The sequence below is a fragment of the Rhodococcus sp. BP-349 genome (assembly GCF_019835845.1).
In the GTDB taxonomy this organism is placed as follows: domain Bacteria; phylum Actinomycetota; class Actinomycetes; order Mycobacteriales; family Mycobacteriaceae; genus Rhodococcoides.
Genome location: NZ_JABUDR010000001.1, coordinates 608058 through 623310, shown reverse-complemented (window position 1 = coordinate 623310; position 15253 = coordinate 608058). Strand labels below are relative to the sequence as shown.

Sequence of the window (15253 nt, the reverse complement as noted above, 5' to 3'; positions counted from 1 at the left end):
CGCTGGTGTCAGGGTGGCCGGCGGAGCGCAGCGGAGCTCCGTTTCGGCGGCCCGCAGGGGCGTTCCTCAGTCAGAGCCCGATCATGACGAGAGGCCCGCACCCCCTCGTGGGGATACGGGCCTCTCTTGTCGTGTGTGTTGGTCAGGGCTGTTCGGGGGGCGCCGTAGTCGGTTTGCCTGCGGCGACGTCGCGGAGCCACTGCGGGACGGGCTTGTTGTCGTACTCGAGCAGTTTGATCGACGCTTCGGCGGCTGCGGATCGGACTTTCATCGAGCGGCCACCGCTTACGCTGCGGCGTTCGGTGGTGGTCATCGCGGATCCTCCGTCTCGGTGTCGGGTCCATTGTCCCCTGTGTCGTCCGGTTCCGCCAGGTCGTCACCGGCGGTGTGTTGCGAGATCGCCTGCAAGGTGTCGCGGTCGGTGGCAGCGATGAACGGTGTCGTCGCGACGGTGCCGAACACTTTCCATCCGAGGGCGGCTTCGTCGTCGTCCTTGCTGACGGTGCGTTCCAGGCACCAGGTGATGCGTTGCCAGGACTGGGCGCGGTTGTCGGCGCGGGTGCGTTGACGGACGGTGAAGGCGACCCCGACGACGGCGAGCGTGCCGACGATCAGGGTCACCCACGATTGAGCGGGCATGACGGTCCTTCCGGTGCTGGGTGGTGCTGGTCAGGCGGCGGCGGTGTCACTGCTGCCGGTGTCGCTGTCGGCCTGCGGGTCGAGGGCGTCGGCGAGTTCGTGGACGGTGGCGAGGACGGCGCGGGCGGTGTCGGTGACGGTGTCGAGGTTGCCGTCGGCCCATCCGGCGACGTAGCCGACGCTGTAGGCGGCGGTGTCGAGTCCGAGGATTCCGGCGAGGACGTAGGCGACGGATTCGGCTTCGACCTCCATCCGGCCTCGGTGCAGGTCGCGGCGGTCGTCTGCGGTGACGGTGTCGGCGGTGTGCATGAGGGCGTGGGCTGCTTCGTGGATCATCGTCTTCGCTGCCTGCGCGGGTGCGAGGCGGGCGTCGACGACGATACGGCGGGTCCCGTCGACGGTGGTGTACCCGTTGGTTTCCCCGTCGATGAGGTCGCGGGTGACGGTCCAGCCGCGCGCGGTCATGAGGGCGTGAACACGGTCGTAGATGGCGGCGGGGTCGTCGCCGGTGAGGCGGTGGGCGATCTGCTCGGCCTGGGGGTGGCCGTCGATGGGGTCGGTCTGGTCGTGGGCGAAGACGGAGAGAATCGGGAAGGTGGGGACCTTGCGGGTGGTCTCGTCGCCGGTGGCCTGGTCGGTCTCGGTGACGGTGCGGCTGCTGTAGCCGTAGATGCGGATCGCTTTCTCACCCTTGCGGACTTGCCGTCCCTGGGCCTGCCACGCCCGGAATCCGGCGACCTGCGTCGCCGTCGGGCGCTGAGCCAGGATCAGCATGACGTTGTTGAACAAGGATGCGGAATAGCATCAGATGCACGATCGCCGCCCCGCCCGTTGCAGCCGACACGATCTCACCATGAACCGACGCCCGTTGTGGCCGCACCGGCACGCCATCCGATTCGAGGGCAGACTCGCTCGTATGAAGGTGGAAATCTTGTACTTCGACGGGTGCCCGAACTGGCAGGAAGCTGCGGACCGGGTTCGCGCTGCGGCCAGCCTGATCGGACAGTCGGACATCGAGATCGGTCACCGGCTGATCTCGTCCGACGCCGAGGCAGCGGCGTCGGCCTTCGCCGGCTCACCGACCATCCTTGTCGACGGCGTCGATGCCTTCGACGATGCCGTGCAACTGACCGAACTCGCCTGCCGCGTCTACTCGACCGACCGCGGCCTGGCGGGTCTGCCGACCGTCGACCAACTCGCCGCGTCGCTGCAATCGAAAGGCGAAGCGCTGCAACGATGAACGCAGCGAAGGGTCGCGTCCCGCCGCCCCGGTCGAACACTGAGCGGTAGCGCCCGCGCGGCGACCAGTGAACCTCGACCTGCACGCACTCCCCTAAGGCACGGCAGCGTTCACTCCCTCGTGGCGTTCGCCGGCGTTAGTGTTGCCCATGGCTATGTCCAGAGCGGTCCCCGCGCTGCCGGTACGGCACATCGAGACCGCGATCGCCGTCTACACCCGCGCCTTCGGCTTCACGGCGCAGTACTCCGATCCCACCTTCGCCAAGCTCACTCGAGACGACGTCGAGATCCACCTGTGGGCCTCCGACGACGACAGCTGGACCACCCGCACCGACCCTGCGCCGTGGCCGGTGTGCAGCGGAGCGGAGACCTTCCTCGCCGGAACGGCCAGTTGCCGCATCACCGTCGACGAGATCACGGAACTGTACGACGAACTCTCGCGCGCGGGCGTTCTGCACCCGGCAGACGCCGGCCACCCCGTCGCGACGGACTGGGGGACGACGGAATTCGCGACCGTCGACGGCGATGGGAACCTGCTCACGTTCTCCACGAACACTATTCGGACCGAAAGCCCGGTCGTCGACGGTGACGGTGACGCTGTCACCACTTCCTGACCGGCGGAGCCGTTGATCACCACGCATCCATCGGCGTCATCACGAAACTTGCATTGGATGCATGATACGTTCATGCGATGTCGGCCATGGATACCGTCGGGTCCGGCGCTTCTCGCGCCGGGGGGTCGGCAGATCACCTGATGCGAGACGGTCTGTCGCTGCTCGCGCCCGAGGAGACCGTGCTCGCGGCGATGATCGAAGGGTGGGAGCAACAGCAGCGCTCGCGGATGCTCGCGAACCTGACCATCGAGCGGCGGACACAGATCGTGCGCCGGTTGGTGGTCTTCACCAACGACTACCCGTGGCAGTGGTCGTCGGCGGACGTCGAGGAGTGGACGACGCATCTGGTGGAGTCGGGAGCCGCGCATTCGACGGTGCGGCTGTATCAGATGGCGGCATCGCTTTTCTGCAGCTACATCTCCGACGTCCGCTACCGGTGGCACGAGGTCTGTGAGCGGCACTTCGGGGTGCACCCGGTGCAGATCTTCCACGAGTGGAACATGGTCGTGCACCGCAGCGACTATGAAGGGCGACCCGGCAATCGGCCGCTGACCCGCGACGAGCTGCAGGCGTTCTTCGACTACTGCGACACCCGGGTGAACCGGGTCGGCGCCTCCGGCCGCAAAGGATGGCTGGCGAGCTATCGCGACGCCACGCTGTTCAAGGTGATCTACGCCTGGGGCCTACGCCGCCGGGAGGCCTCGATGCTCGACACCGTCGACTGGACCGCCAACCCCGCGGCCACCGAGTTCGGCCGCTACGGGGCGCTGTCGGTGCGCCACGGCAAAGCCCTCTCCGGCGGACCGCCGCGGCGCCGCACGGTCCTGACCACCATGGAATGGGCCGCCGAGGCCGTCGACGAGTGGGTCACCGAGATCCGGCCCCTCTACGACTCCGACCAACTCGCCCTCTGGCCCACCGAGCGCAGCGCACGGGTGGGAGCGGTGTCGATCTCCCAACGGTTCGCCGAGTACCGCGACGCCGTCGGGCTCGAGAAGCACCTCGGCCCGCACTGTCTGCGCCACTCGTATGCGACACATCTGCTCGAGGACGGGTTCGATCACCTCTTCGTCCAACAACAACTCGGACACTCCTGGGGATCGACCACCGCGATCTACACCAGCGTCGGCACCGATTACAAGAACAACGCCCTCCGACGAGCACTGAGTCGGGCGTTCACCACCGCGAGCACCGACGAGGAGAACTGATGCCGCACCCGCAGCTGAACTACCAGTGGCATCTGCGCCGCCTCCTGGCCGACCAGGGCATCTTCGCGACCACCGGACTCGGACCCCTCCTCGCCGAACGGGGCATCACACTCTCCGAAGCACAGGTGTATCGCCTGGTCACCGGGACACCCGAACGTCTGAGCCTGCGCACGCTGATGGCACTGTGCGACATCCTCACCTGCACACCCAACGACCTCATCGAACCGATCGCCGAACCCGCCACAGGGACCGCGACCGGAACATCGACACACCGCCCCGACACCGCTGCCGCGACCACCCGCGCCAAGACCCGCACACCACGACGCGCCGACATCCGGCGACAGTGATCGCAGGACGGTGTCGCATCTGCACCACCGCCGAGGTTCGCGGCATGACGGTGTGCGACCGCTGCAGAAAACGAGCCACGCAGCACCGCGGTACGTGCGCCGGCTGCAGAAAGCCGGACAAACTGTTGGACGACGCCGACACCTGCCGGTGGTGCCGCCAGAAGGCGCGTCGCACCTGCACCTGTTGCGATGCAACAGGATCAGCTCTCACCGGCGCCGAAGGCGACACCCTCTGTCACCGGTGCACACTGACCCGCCGCCTCGACGCGATAATCCCTCCTCATGCCGACGGCCCCCTCGCACCGCTGCGGCAGCCGCTCCTGCACGCCGAACCCGTCACCACCCGCCGGTGGCTGATCCGCACCACACCCCTGCTGCTCTCCATCCAGGACGGCAGCACAGCCCTCACACACACCTCGTTCGACACCCTCCCGCACCCGAAGTCGGTCGAGCACCTGCGCTCACTCCTCGTCGCCACCGGCATCCTCGGCCCGGACCTCGACCGCAGCCTGCGCCGCCTCGAAGCCCAACTCCCCCAACTACTGAGCAGCCTGACCCCGAACCACCGCGCACTCCTGACCCGGTGGACACAGTGGGCCGTACTCCCCAGATTGCGCGCGGCGACCGAGAAGCGGGAAGGCCATGTCGGCGCCCAGAACGCTCGCTCACAGATTCGCCAATCGGCACTGTTCCTCGACTTGCTGCAGCAGCGCTCGACAGAGCTCGGCGAGTGCACACAACACGACATCGACACCTGGTTCAGCGCGCCTGGAGCCGCCCACTGGCGCGTGCGGTCCTTCCTGACGTGGGCACGACGCAACCGGCACCTACCCCGCACACTCACCCTCCCCTCGAGCTACCGAGGCCGAGCGGAAGTCCCCACCGACGACGACGAGAGGTGGCAGATCTGCCGACGCCTCGTCCACGACGAGTCTCTGGACCCCGCCGACCGGCTCGCCGGCGCCTTGATCGCGCTGTTCGCCCAACCACTGACCCGTATCGCCGGACTCACCACTGCCCACGTCACCGAAACCGACGCCGGGGTGGAACTGCGGCTCGGCAGCGCCGACACGCTTCTGCTACCGGATCCGTTCGCCCAGATCGCACTGCAACTACCCCGACCACGACGCGCAGGAACCGCCGAGCAGATACCTCAGACATGGCTCTTCCCCGGTCACCGTGCTGACATACCACTCACGGCGACGGCGCTCGGTAACCGGTTGCGTCGCATCGGTATCAGTCCGCAGGCCCTGAGACTGTCCGCCATCGCCCACCTCACCCGAGAGCTCCCACCGAGCGCACTCGCCGCGATGCTGGGTCTGAACGCACACACCGTCGCGCAGCACACGCTCCGAGCCAGCGGCCAATGGGCGAACTACGCCGCCGACCGCCACTCCTGAGTCTCGCTATTCGCAGGGTCGAATACGGCAACCCTGCCAGTGGAGTACGAATGGAACGCGGCCATGTGGTCGAGGTAGGCGCGCCAGGATGCCGAATCTACCAGTGCGGCAACCTGGTCGGTGATCGAGTTGTGCAGGCGTTCGGCCAGCTCGCGGCGGGCTTGGGCCTTGTCCTCGGCGGAGTTGGTGCTGGTGCGGGCGGCGCGGCGTGTGGTCATGGTGATCGGTCCCTCTCTCCCAGTGTTCTTTCGCCGTCATCTGGCGTGGGGAGAGAAGGGCGGTGCACGGGAACGGTGTCCAGCACCCGAGTCGAAAAGTTCTCAGCCGGAGGCGCATTCGGAGAAGTTTTCGGACCCCGTCGGGGCCGGAGCGCAGCGGAGGTCGGGTGTTGGTAAGACGGGCACGGGTGACGCACGATCGGAGAAGCCAGATAGTCGAAAGAACAACGCTTTTCGACAGAACGGAGCGCAGCGGAGTTCCGACCAGTGGACGCCCGCAGGGTGGCCCACGCCCGGCCGCGCGCGGCCGGCCTGCGACCGGGGACCGCCGGCCACTCCCCCAGCGGCTGCCACCTCCCACCAGTTCGGCTGGGTGTTGATTGTGCGGGAGCGACGGGTCTGAGCCATGTCCCGCGGGTCGCGGTAGCCCATTCCAGGACGATCACGGGATGTACGTGCGCGTGCCTACTCGGCGAGGTATTCTTCTCTCAGAGCCACGTCACGTGGCTGCACCCGAGCAATACGACGCGCCCGTGTCGCGTCCTGCGTTCGAGGGCAAGGTCCTTTGGATCCGTGACTTTCTGTTCACCGTTCATCGACGGTCGGACACGGGACGCTGTCGCATGATCGAGTGGAGGACCCATAGATGGTCAAAAATGCAGCGCAGAAGAACGCAGCTCATGCGTACCAGATCGCGCATCCCGGCACCTCGTTCCCCGAAGCCATGCGTGCTGTGGATACCAGGCGGCGGCCCGGAGCGTCCACGAGGAACACGCCACCCGTTCCGTGGATCCAGGGGGCCGCGGGGAGACACACCACGTGTCTGTTCTGCGGTGTGCCCGAGACGATTCTGTCGTACACCAACGCTCCGTCCGACGCAGGAAGGGTGGCTGTCTACTGCGACAACGAGCGATGCGATGTGAGGACGGTGGAAGCGGTGATCGTGCGGGACAACACCAAGTCGACGCGTGACCGTGCGGACGTCCGTGCGCTCGAACGTTTCGGCGGAGGCCCGAGCCATCCCCCTGCTGTGATAACGCCGTACGACGACTGGATCCCCGGCGCGGTGCCATGGATCCGGCACAGTGGCGTCAAGCATGTGCAGTGCCTCTGGTGCGGCGAGGAATCCTCGAGGCAATCGCTCACGGACAGACCCGAAGACACCGGACGCGTTCAGATGTACTGCGAGAACCCCGATTGCAGGGTTCGAGAATCGGAGCACATCGTCGACCGTGACGGGACCTATCAGACGGACGAACGCTCGGACGCTCGTCTGCTGCGCCTCCTCGACACCGCGCCTGCGCTGCGGCGTGATCCGTCGGACCCGCACCGTGGTCACTCCTACACCGAGTTGAGAACGGCCTACGCGACGGATGACAAGGTTGCCCGGCGCGTCTCGTCGGACCCGATCGACTGGGATGACGCGCTTCGCAACTGGTGATCTCCCGCGACTGAGCACGGGCCTGCCGTCATCGGCACGGTCTGTCAGTTGCACGACTGATTGCGGTTGGAAAACTCGCGAGCGTCTGGTGGTGAAGCATTCTTGCTGCCGGACCACCGGCCGGGTGGATGCTCACCCGGACGCCCCGTTGGCTGCATAGCCTTTGGATGAAACTGCTGGGTCGTACCGACGGGTGCGGCCCAGCAGTCTGTCAGTCGCCGGCGTCTTCTGCGGTCAGTGGTGTGGTGAGGTACCACTCGTGTAGCCGGCTACCGGGTTCGTGCAGGAGGTGCCGGTGTGCGCGAAAGAGTGCGACGACCCCGAAGTGCTCGGTCGCCAGGTCGGCGGTGTCGTCCTGGTGGTCGTCGTCGAGGTGGTCATCCATGTGAGGTTGGACGTCCCGCAGCGTTCTCCGGTTCCGGGTGATCTTCGTTCCATGCGAGAGCCGATGGTGTGCTGTGCCGACGGGTTGGGGCGAAGTATCGCGTGGTGACGACGGCGAGGACGAGGTAGCCGATCATGCAGACGGCTGTGGTGACGGCGGAGTCTCGGCGCATCTCGGAGCTGGTGGTGGGGTCCTCGAACACGATGGTGATGGCTTGCCAGAGGTAGAGGATTTCGAGGCCGAATCCGACGAGCATGACGGTCGTGGCGGCGTAGGAGAGCGCTTTGACCAGCGGTCGAGCGGGGAGGAACGACAGTCCAGCCAGTACCGGAATCGAGAGCCCGAGGAGGATGAGACCCCAGTACATCAGTGCTGCGTCACCTATCGGCATGTCACCATCCCCCCGTTCGGTGTCGTCGTTCGCCGGTCATGGTGTCATGCCCTCTACTTGGATCGCCACACCCTCTGCCACCTGCGAGAGGTAGGTGCGGCATCGTTCGGACGAATGACCTACGGAAGCGCCGAAGCGGTCGGAGCGCGAAAGAGGCCCCATCCGGCGTACGGATGGGGCCTCTCGTGTTCAGGTCATGGGCAGTGGCGTTCAGCAGCCGCCGTCTCCCCCGCCTGAGCTTCCGCCGTCGCCGCAGTTCGACCCGCCGTCTCCGCTGTAGCCACCCGCGAAGTACCCGCCTCCGCCTCCGTCGTGTGAGAAGCGTCGACGTGCCGGTGGAGCGGCGTACATCCCCCGCGACCAGATCGGCCGACCACCGTTTCGGGCGATCGCCACATCACGTTGGGCGTTGATCATCGTTGTGACGGGCGCGTTGCGCGACCAGATGAGAACCAGGGCGTTCGCGATGAAGGCGAACACGGCGACGGCGGTCAGTGCGGCGAGTGCGCCCGGCTCGGGGTTTCCGAGAAAGAACCAGGAGACCGACACGAGTCCGGCTGCAGCCGCGACGACAGCGATGGCGACGCTGATGATGTTCGCGCGACGTCGTGTGCGGTCGGATTCGGCGGCGACTGCGTGAAGGTATGCGGCCGCGGTGTTGTGGTCGAACCTGGTGAAGAGTGCGGTCTTCAGTTCGGCCGGCGACGGCGATCTGGTGGGAGCGTTCACGGCAGGATCTCCTTCTCAGTTCGCCGGGGGCTCTGGTGGCCCAGACGATAGCGTCGTGGGCTGCTCAGGGGATGTTCTCGATGGACGGCGGTCCGCTGGGGTCGTGGGGTCTGCGGATTCCGAGCCTGTGTGCGTGTTCGATCATCTCGATATCGACGAGGGCATTGCGCAGTGCGCGGTGTCGCAGCGAGTAGGCCGTGATGTTGAGAACGGTGCTCGCAATGACCAGTTCCGCGATGACGATGCCGACAACTGTCACTGCGACATCGGTTATCTCGATGAACTGCCACAGGATCAAGATGAAGAATGCGATGACGGCGGACAGCGCGATGAGTTTGGTGCCCCACCTGGTGCGTTGTTCGACTCGGCGGACGGCATCGGCGTCGACGGCGTCGAGGTAGGCCCGTTCGGTGTCCTCGGTGCGGTTGTCGTAGAGGGCGTCGAAGCGTTGCTTGACGGCGCGTTGGGTGGCGTTCATGTGCGTGTCCTCCGGGTCGGGTCGTCGGTCAGTGCGCGGCGCGGCCGGTGGTGAGCTGCTTGCGTGCTGCGGTGTCGATTGCGGCTCGTATTCCGGTGGTGACTCGGTCGGGTACTCGTAGCGCACCGTCGGTCAGTCGTGCGACTGCGTCGAGTGCGGCTCGTCGCTCATCCGGTGTGGCTGAGTCGTTCTGAGCGACAGTGATCGAGGCCGTGATGCGCTCGACAGTGCGCTTGTCGAATGTCGGGTGTGTGAATCCGATCTTCGTCGCGTGCGCGTGAGCGGCGATCCAAGTTCTGTGGGCCAGGGAGGTCGCGTCGACGAATCGGCGGGTTCGGTCGGGGTCGACCGGGACCGTGTCGGTGCGCAGGTGACCGGCGTTCGCGAATGCGTCGATGAAGGCTGCGGTGCGGTCGTCGGTGATGTCGTCGAGCAGTGGGCGTTCGAAGAACGAGTGCGGATCTGCGAGGTGTTCGGCGTAGGCGGCGGCGACGGTGTCGTACACCTTGAGTGCAGCGGCGTGATCTGCCGCGTTCTGCTGGGCGATACGTTTGCGCGCCGAGGAGTTTCGGCGGAACCTCGCGACTGCGAATCCAAGCGCGGTGACGCCTGCCGCGAGGAGAAGGATGAGGCCGATGATGTCCCAGGGGATGTCGACGCTGGTGTCGGGGGCTTGTTCGGGTGCGGGCGCAGCGTCCACAGCGGGCTCGGCCGCGTCACCCTCGATGATCAGGGACCTCACCAATTTTGGAGCAGCAGCAGCCAATCCGCAGCCGAGGATCGCCGCCAGGCCGGTGAGAACTCTGCCCCCATCCGAGATGGTGACGGAGCCTTTGGACTGAGCCAGCACGTACGCCGCTGCGGCCCAGAGGGTGTAGACAACCGCTCCAATGAGGCACACCCACACAGCGCCCTCGAGGAAGTCCACGGTCGCGCTCGTGTCGAGCGTCGGCGGTGGGTTGTCGATCGCGAGCAGTGCGGTCATCGTGTCTCCCGGCGGCGTCGTGGAACGTGAGCGGTTCGGATTGTGCCGTGCCGGTACGACATGGCATAGGCGGTCGGCGGGCGCTTTCGCATCTCCGGCAAGTCCAATAATACACCCGTTCGGGCCTATACGCACCTGTTCGGGTGTATTCTCGGCGCTGTGCCTGTCCATGGTCTGTCGATCAGCGAGTTCGCCGATCGCGTGGGCGTGTCCGTGAACACGGTGAAGAGTTACCGCTCCAAGGGGATGCTGCCGACTCCGGACGTGACGGTCGGAACGACCGAGGGATGGTTCCCGGCCACGGTCGACCAGTGGATGCTTGAGCGCCCCGGCCGCGGGCGTCGCCGCGAACGCGCCAAGGACGGCACTACGGAGCCGACGATCGAAAACTAAGTGCGGCCGGTCCGCTCAAAGTGCCGGTACAGGGTTCGTTTGCTGACGCCGAGCACGTCGGCGATGTCTCCGACTGTGCTGCCCTGGTTGCGCATTCGGGTGGCTTCGCGCTTTCTGGCCGGTGAGAGTGCGGGTGGGCGGCCACCGATCTTGCCGCGCTCGCGGGCTGCGGCGAGGCCGGCGTTGGTGCGCTCGCGGAGCAGTTGGCGCTCGAAGGCGGCGAGGGCACCGAAGATGTGGAATATGAGCTCGCCGTTTGCGGTGCTGGTGTCGATCTGTTCGGTGACGGATGCGAACGCCACTCCCCTGGCTTTGAGTCCGTCGACGAGCTCGATCAGGTGTGGGAGATTGCGGCCGAGTCTGTCGAGTCGCCAGACGCAGAGGGTGTCGCCGGGCAGAAGCGTGGCGAGGAGTTCGGTGAGCGCCGGCCGCGTCGTGGTGGATCCGCTGACAGTGTCGATGAAGAGTCGTTCGCACCCGAAGGCCGTCAGAGCGTCGCTCTGTAGAGCGGGGTTCTGTTCGGTCGTCGAGACCCTGGCGTAGCCGTATTTGTGTCCCACAGGCCAGAAGGCTGCCACAACTCACCGACACGGACTGTTTTGACACGATCGGTTCCGCCTACGTTTTTGGCACGCGGCCGGGGCTGGTCGACCGATCGGCCTGTCAGTTTCAGAAGACGACTGCACTGTTTCAGAAGTGGACTGCACTAATCACTTCTCGCGACCGCGAGAGCGTCTCGTTCTTCCCGCGCCAGGGTGAGGTTGCTGTAGAGGGCGGATCGTTTCAATCCTGGTCAAACGCGCACCCAAACCGCAGCAAGCCGGTCAGGCCGACTGCCTCAAGATGCAGTTGTCCTGCAAACTGAAACGATTCGGCGTGCCCTCTTGAATCAGTGGTGTGAATCAATGACAAAATCGGTAGATGGGTGTGAAGGATTGGTGGGACGGTCCGCGCCAAGAGGCGGTTCCGCGTACGGTTGCTGTAGGCGGGATACTTCTCAGCCTGGCCGCACTGGTCGCTGGTCTGACCCTGCCCAACAGCGCAAGTTTCTGGATCAGCGTGTGCGCTGCTCTCTTCCTTGTCGGTCCTGGCCTGGTGTTCTCGAATTTGCTTATAGCGCGGTGGCAGAACCGCCGAGTCGAGAGGCAGGCACTTCCATGGCTTGTCTCGATCTGCGCCCTGCTCGCTCAGTCCTTCGACACATGCCGACAGGTTCTGGCGGCTGCAGGCGTCGAACATGAGTTGCCGCCGACACCGAACAAGTGCGACGTTGCGGCTCTCTTGTCGGTGGCCTCGTCCTATCCCGAATTGTTCTGGCAAACATTGTCGAACTCCCAGCCGATCCCTGATTCCATCCGGTTGACGCAAGACGATCTCACCCTCACACACTTCGGGTTGGTTGCACAGATGTTGCGAGAGGCGAGTTCGCTTGTCCCAGTATCTGCTTCATCTCAAGTCGCAACTTTCGCCGAGGCCTGGGCCGAATCCGCTGGCGTGACAATCGTGCACCATCATCGAGAAGACGGTCGGGCCGTTCTAGAGCGAAAAATCGGGTACCCGCAGATTATCGATGCGGCGAGAACCGCAGAACTCAGTCCGACCTTGGTGGCGCACTTCGATACACAGAGTCTAGCCGAGCTGGCTGTGAACCAACTGCTTCGTACTAAGCGGTTGCTAGAAGTGATCGCGGCTGACCTTCCCACTGATGTAGCTAGTTCTCTTCAGGTTTTCGACGTGCCGCAGTTCGATCCCGCAGGCTGACCAGGTTCAACTTCGCTGTCCCGCGTCATCGCAACAGCCGCACACTCGAATCTGGATGACCCAGAAATGCAGTCCACTTCTGAATTCGACAAACGGTGAAAATGTTCGCGCGCGGACTTTCTTCTGTCTGCACGTCCAACATCGTCATGTCTCGTGCACTTGACGTGTGTCCGCCGAGCCGTCGCCATCTTTGCTTCGCCGGCGCTGTTTGCGATACGCAGTATGTCTCGGTCTACGGCTGCCGTTCTGGCCTGTCGGGCAGCCTGGGGATCGATTACTGGCATGCCGACCCGTGGTGGTCTCTGCTGACTTTTCCGTCTGCGCTGCGCGAGGTTTGGGTGTATCGGATACGGCTATGACTTCTGTGGGCCGTTGTCGAGCCAGGAGGAAGGGAGCCGCTGTGAGTGTTGACACCGAAAAACGGTGGCACGACCCTCGGGAGTTCCGTAGAGCGAGTCTGTACACCGCGGTGGTGATCGCCGGAAAACGAGCGACGGACCGATGCGGTGCGGCGAACGCAGAGCCAGCGCGTTCGGACTCGGATGTCGATCCGGGGTACGTCGTCAGCGTCCCGATCTCACTCGACCGCGGTCCAGCCGTTCGGGCGGCCACGCGACCGACACGCTGTCCGAGGCACCGCATCGAAACCTGCCCGTGTCCGTGACGACTCGGTCTCAGCGAGAGGCCCGCGCGATCGTGTTGCCCGCCGGATCGTCGATCACGATCGAGTGGATGTCCTCGACAGAAAGGGACGTTGCGCCGGTCACCGCTGCTGCTCGGCTCGCGGTGACCGACCATTGAGCTGCTTGTTGTCGAGTCCCGTCGTTGCCGACCACTTGCAGAGTGAGGATGCCTGCGCCGGGGAGTTGTTGAACGTCGACGTCGATCGATGTGCCCCAGGCTTTCGTGGTGAGCTCGAGGTCACCTGTGGCCCCGACGGTGCTCGACAGAACGAGCGGGCGGGCACCCGCATCGTTCACCGTTGTCGAATCGTCGGAGCGGGCGAGGGTACTGAGCGGGACGATCGCCGCAGCGACTCCCAGAACGAGGGTCGCCGACACCGCAGTCCACACTCGCCGCCGCCTCTTCTCGGAGGTCCGTTGATGCCTCATCGCGCTCAGCAGGTGGTCGAGTCGCTGGTCTGCACCGGCCGTCGAGTGCACCGGTGAGAGATCTGCTGGCTGCCTGCGACGTCGAAGCACTCCTGCGACGGGTGCCAGGACGTCGATTTCGGTTCGGCAGGCAAGGCAGTCGTCGAGGTGTCGTCGTACCGCTGCTCGGTCGTCGCGCTCGAGTCCGTCGAGTACGTACGCCCCGAGCAGTGGTCGGATCTCGTCGTGCGCTGAGCTCATGGAATCAATCCCAACTCGTCGAAGATCCGGCGTAGGGCACGCACAGCGTAATAGGAGCGGGACTTGACCGTGCCGACCGCGATATCGAGGTGCGCGGCCACTTCGGAGACGGTTCGACCCTCGTAGTAGATGAGCACGATGACTGCTCGATGCTCCTCGGACAACCGACGCAGCGACTCGTCTATGAGCCACCCGTCGAGGACCCCGCCCAATTCGTCGTCGATGCACTCGGCGGCGAGTGCGATCTGATCGTGGACGAGAGTCGGCCTGCTCGTGCTCGCCCGCCACTGATCGGTGAGTACGTTTCGCGCGATGGTCATGAGATAGGACCGCGTCGATGCTGCCGTCACATCGATGCGGTCGATCCCGCGCCACGCGCGCAACATCGTCTCCTGGACGATGTCCTCACACTGCTCGCGGGTCTGGGTGTAGCGGCTGACGAATCGAGTCACTGCGTGCTGGTGCTCGCGGAAGAGCGCCGACATGGCGACTTCGGACGCATCGACGAGCTGGTGGTTGTGCTGTGAGCCGGATTCGACACCGTCCACCTAACTGCCCGAGCCGGAAGCGGCATCGGTGAAACCGGTCGTGGCGGCGGCGACCATGTCGAGAACAGGATTGGTCGGCGAGATCGAATGCCGAGCGGCGAGTACACGGATATCGGGGTGAGCCACGTGAACGATCCCTTCGGCATCCTGCCACGCCACGTATCGGGCGGGGAGGTCGATCCCCATGGTCTGCTGCGCTCCGACCAGCGCAGTCGAGACCGCAGGATTACCGACGTAGGTGACCATGGTGGGCCTCAGAGGTGTCTCGGCAGCGGCGGACGCGAGATCGACGGTTGCGACTGTGGGCTGATTCTTGGCCGCGAACGCTGCCTCGTATCGGGCAATGGACGCTGCAACCGATGCATCACTGGTCTTCTCGACCAGGTATCCCGGCGCTGCGGACACATCGGTGCCCTCTGCGGCGGCCGCCGAGGATCCCGTCGCATCGGACGCGGTCGATGCCGAGCCGGCCCGGAGTCCGTCGAGGGCGTCGGACGAGACCGGGATGCCTGCGAGCGTCGCGATGTACTCGGCGGAGTTGTATGCCAGAAACACCGTTCCGTTGGCGGCCTGCCAGACCAGGTACTTCTGTGGAAGGTCGATCGCGGCCCGTTGGTCCGCGGCGATCAACGGCGACGCCGCTTTCGGATTCCCCCCGATCACCACGGTGGTCGGGCGGATCGTCTCACCTGCTCCCTGTGCCAACTTCTCGAAATCCACAGTGGCTGCCACAGCTCCCGCCGTCTCCAGCGCGCGCTGTACCCGAGAGACCGTGTCACTCACAGAGTAGTTACTGGCGTACACCACCAGTCCGGGTTCGGACGGTGCCACATCGGGTGTCGCAGCCTTCGCGTCCGCCGACGTGGACACCGGAGTGCTCGACACCGCCACCGAACCGGTGGGTTCGGTGGAACCGCACCCGGCGAGGGCGATCACCGCCGCCGACGCGAGCAGCGACGTTGCCATACGGAACCTTGAAGTGCTCATCACGTGTCCTGTCCTCGTGCCCACGCCAGCGGTGGGCTTCACTGTGGTGTACGCACACCGAGCCTGAGGGGTTCACCCGAACCGAAGTTCCCTCCGGCGATTGCTCCCGGAATGTCGGTGCACCGGAGGGCGACACAG

Annotated in this window: 21 protein-coding genes; 8 read left to right on the top strand and 13 right to left on the bottom strand. The window is 65.3% G+C overall.

Annotated features, from left to right (window positions below):
- Window positions 1–142 precede the first annotated feature (142 nt).
- From HQ325_RS02920 to HQ325_RS02910, 3 genes are read right to left on the bottom strand one after another with little or no spacing between them, the layout of a single operon-like run.
- Entirely contained in the window at window positions 143–313 is a 171-nt protein-coding gene (locus HQ325_RS02920; protein ID WP_222626623.1) for a hypothetical protein, read from the bottom strand.
- Window positions 310–639, bottom strand: a complete 330-nt coding sequence (locus HQ325_RS02915; RefSeq protein WP_222626622.1) for a hypothetical protein — start codon at window positions 637–639, stop codon at window positions 310–312. The genes HQ325_RS02920 and HQ325_RS02915 overlap by 4 nt, the downstream gene beginning before the upstream one ends.
- 30 nt (window positions 640–669) lie before the next feature.
- Window positions 670–1428, bottom strand: a complete 759-nt coding sequence (locus HQ325_RS02910; protein ID WP_261777634.1) for an ArdC-like ssDNA-binding domain-containing protein — start codon at window positions 1426–1428, stop codon at window positions 670–672.
- A 127-nt stretch (window positions 1429–1555) separates the two neighbouring features.
- Here HQ325_RS02910 and HQ325_RS02905 point away from each other — a divergent pair, with 127 nt between their 5' ends.
- The 5 genes from HQ325_RS02905 (at window position 1556) to HQ325_RS02885 (ending at window position 5447) form a co-directional block, all read left to right on the top strand.
- Window positions 1556–1879: a hypothetical protein gene (locus HQ325_RS02905; protein ID WP_037190622.1), complete on the top strand. Its 324-nt coding sequence runs from the start codon at window positions 1556–1558 to the stop codon at window positions 1877–1879.
- A 148-nt stretch (window positions 1880–2027) separates the two neighbouring features.
- Complete coding sequence (locus HQ325_RS02900; protein WP_052047650.1) at window positions 2028–2492, top strand: VOC family protein; 465 nt, start codon at window positions 2028–2030, stop codon at window positions 2490–2492.
- Window positions 2493–2569: 77 nt separating this feature from the next.
- Window positions 2570–3700, top strand: coding sequence for a tyrosine-type recombinase/integrase (locus HQ325_RS02895; RefSeq protein ID WP_241258386.1), 1131 nt, complete (start codon window positions 2570–2572; stop codon window positions 3698–3700).
- Window positions 3700–4047: a helix-turn-helix transcriptional regulator gene (locus HQ325_RS02890; RefSeq protein ID WP_032400201.1), complete on the top strand. Its 348-nt coding sequence runs from the start codon at window positions 3700–3702 to the stop codon at window positions 4045–4047. The genes HQ325_RS02895 and HQ325_RS02890 overlap by 1 nt, the downstream gene beginning before the upstream one ends.
- Window positions 4048–4172: 125 nt before the next feature.
- A complete protein-coding gene (locus tag HQ325_RS02885; RefSeq protein WP_141215153.1) occupies window positions 4173–5447 on the top strand; it encodes a hypothetical protein in 1275 nt (424 codons plus the stop codon).
- On the opposite strand, the gene HQ325_RS02880 is transcribed toward HQ325_RS02885, so the two are convergent.
- Window positions 5423–5665 (bottom strand): hypothetical protein, encoded by a 243-nt coding sequence (locus tag HQ325_RS02880; protein ID WP_222626621.1) that lies wholly within the window; start codon window positions 5663–5665, stop codon window positions 5423–5425. The two genes, HQ325_RS02885 and HQ325_RS02880, sit on opposite strands and share 25 nt — an antisense overlap.
- 919 nt (window positions 5666–6584) lie before the next feature.
- Here HQ325_RS02880 and HQ325_RS02875 point away from each other — a divergent pair.
- Entirely contained in the window at window positions 6585–7106 is a 522-nt protein-coding gene (locus tag HQ325_RS02875; RefSeq protein WP_222626620.1) for a hypothetical protein, read from the top strand.
- A 211-nt stretch (window positions 7107–7317) separates the two neighbouring features.
- On the opposite strand, the gene HQ325_RS02870 is transcribed toward HQ325_RS02875, so the two are convergent.
- The 5 genes from HQ325_RS02870 to HQ325_RS02850 all read right to left on the bottom strand — a co-directional run bounded on the left by HQ325_RS02870 (window position 7318) and on the right by HQ325_RS02850 (window position 10074).
- Complete coding sequence (locus HQ325_RS02870; protein WP_222626619.1) at window positions 7318–7491, bottom strand: hypothetical protein; 174 nt, start codon at window positions 7489–7491, stop codon at window positions 7318–7320.
- Entirely contained in the window at window positions 7484–7882 is a 399-nt protein-coding gene (locus tag HQ325_RS02865; protein WP_222626618.1) for a hypothetical protein, read from the bottom strand. Before HQ325_RS02865 ends, HQ325_RS02870 begins: the two co-directional genes overlap by 8 nt.
- Before the next feature lie 210 nt (window positions 7883–8092).
- Complete coding sequence (locus HQ325_RS02860) at window positions 8093–8611, bottom strand: hypothetical protein (RefSeq protein WP_222626617.1); 519 nt, start codon at window positions 8609–8611, stop codon at window positions 8093–8095.
- A 64-nt stretch (window positions 8612–8675) separates the two neighbouring features.
- Entirely contained in the window at window positions 8676–9089 is a 414-nt protein-coding gene (locus tag HQ325_RS02855) for a hypothetical protein (protein WP_222626616.1), read from the bottom strand.
- A 28-nt stretch (window positions 9090–9117) separates the two neighbouring features.
- Entirely contained in the window at window positions 9118–10074 is a 957-nt protein-coding gene (locus HQ325_RS02850; protein ID WP_222626615.1) for a hypothetical protein, read from the bottom strand.
- Between the two features lie 159 nt (window positions 10075–10233).
- On the opposite strand from HQ325_RS02850, the gene HQ325_RS02845 reads away from it, so the two are divergent.
- Entirely contained in the window at window positions 10234–10467 is a 234-nt protein-coding gene (locus tag HQ325_RS02845) for a MerR family transcriptional regulator (protein ID WP_261777632.1), read from the top strand.
- Here the strand turns inward: HQ325_RS02845 and HQ325_RS02840 are convergent.
- Window positions 10464–11027, bottom strand: coding sequence for a recombinase family protein (locus tag HQ325_RS02840; RefSeq protein ID WP_222626614.1), 564 nt, complete (start codon window positions 11025–11027; stop codon window positions 10464–10466). The two genes, HQ325_RS02845 and HQ325_RS02840, sit on opposite strands and share 4 nt — an antisense overlap.
- Window positions 11028–11388: 361 nt before the next feature.
- Between HQ325_RS02840 and HQ325_RS02835 the strand changes: the two genes are divergently transcribed.
- A complete protein-coding gene (locus HQ325_RS02835; RefSeq protein WP_032370115.1) occupies window positions 11389–12228 on the top strand; it encodes a hypothetical protein in 840 nt (279 codons plus the stop codon).
- 674 nt (window positions 12229–12902) lie between these two features.
- On the opposite strand, the gene HQ325_RS02830 is transcribed toward HQ325_RS02835, so the two are convergent.
- Genes HQ325_RS02830 through HQ325_RS02820 form a run of 3 tightly spaced genes read right to left on the bottom strand, consistent with a single transcriptional unit; the run spans window position 12903 to window position 15094 of the window.
- Complete coding sequence (locus HQ325_RS02830; RefSeq protein ID WP_027494239.1) at window positions 12903–13580, bottom strand: zf-HC2 domain-containing protein; 678 nt, start codon at window positions 13578–13580, stop codon at window positions 12903–12905.
- Window positions 13577–14128, bottom strand: coding sequence for a sigma-70 family RNA polymerase sigma factor (locus HQ325_RS02825; RefSeq protein ID WP_027494238.1), 552 nt, complete (start codon window positions 14126–14128; stop codon window positions 13577–13579). The genes HQ325_RS02830 and HQ325_RS02825 overlap by 4 nt, the downstream gene beginning before the upstream one ends.
- Entirely contained in the window at window positions 14129–15094 is a 966-nt protein-coding gene (locus HQ325_RS02820; protein ID WP_027494237.1) for a DUF302 domain-containing protein, read from the bottom strand. It abuts the gene before it with no gap.
- Window positions 15095–15253: the final 159 nt, after the last annotated feature.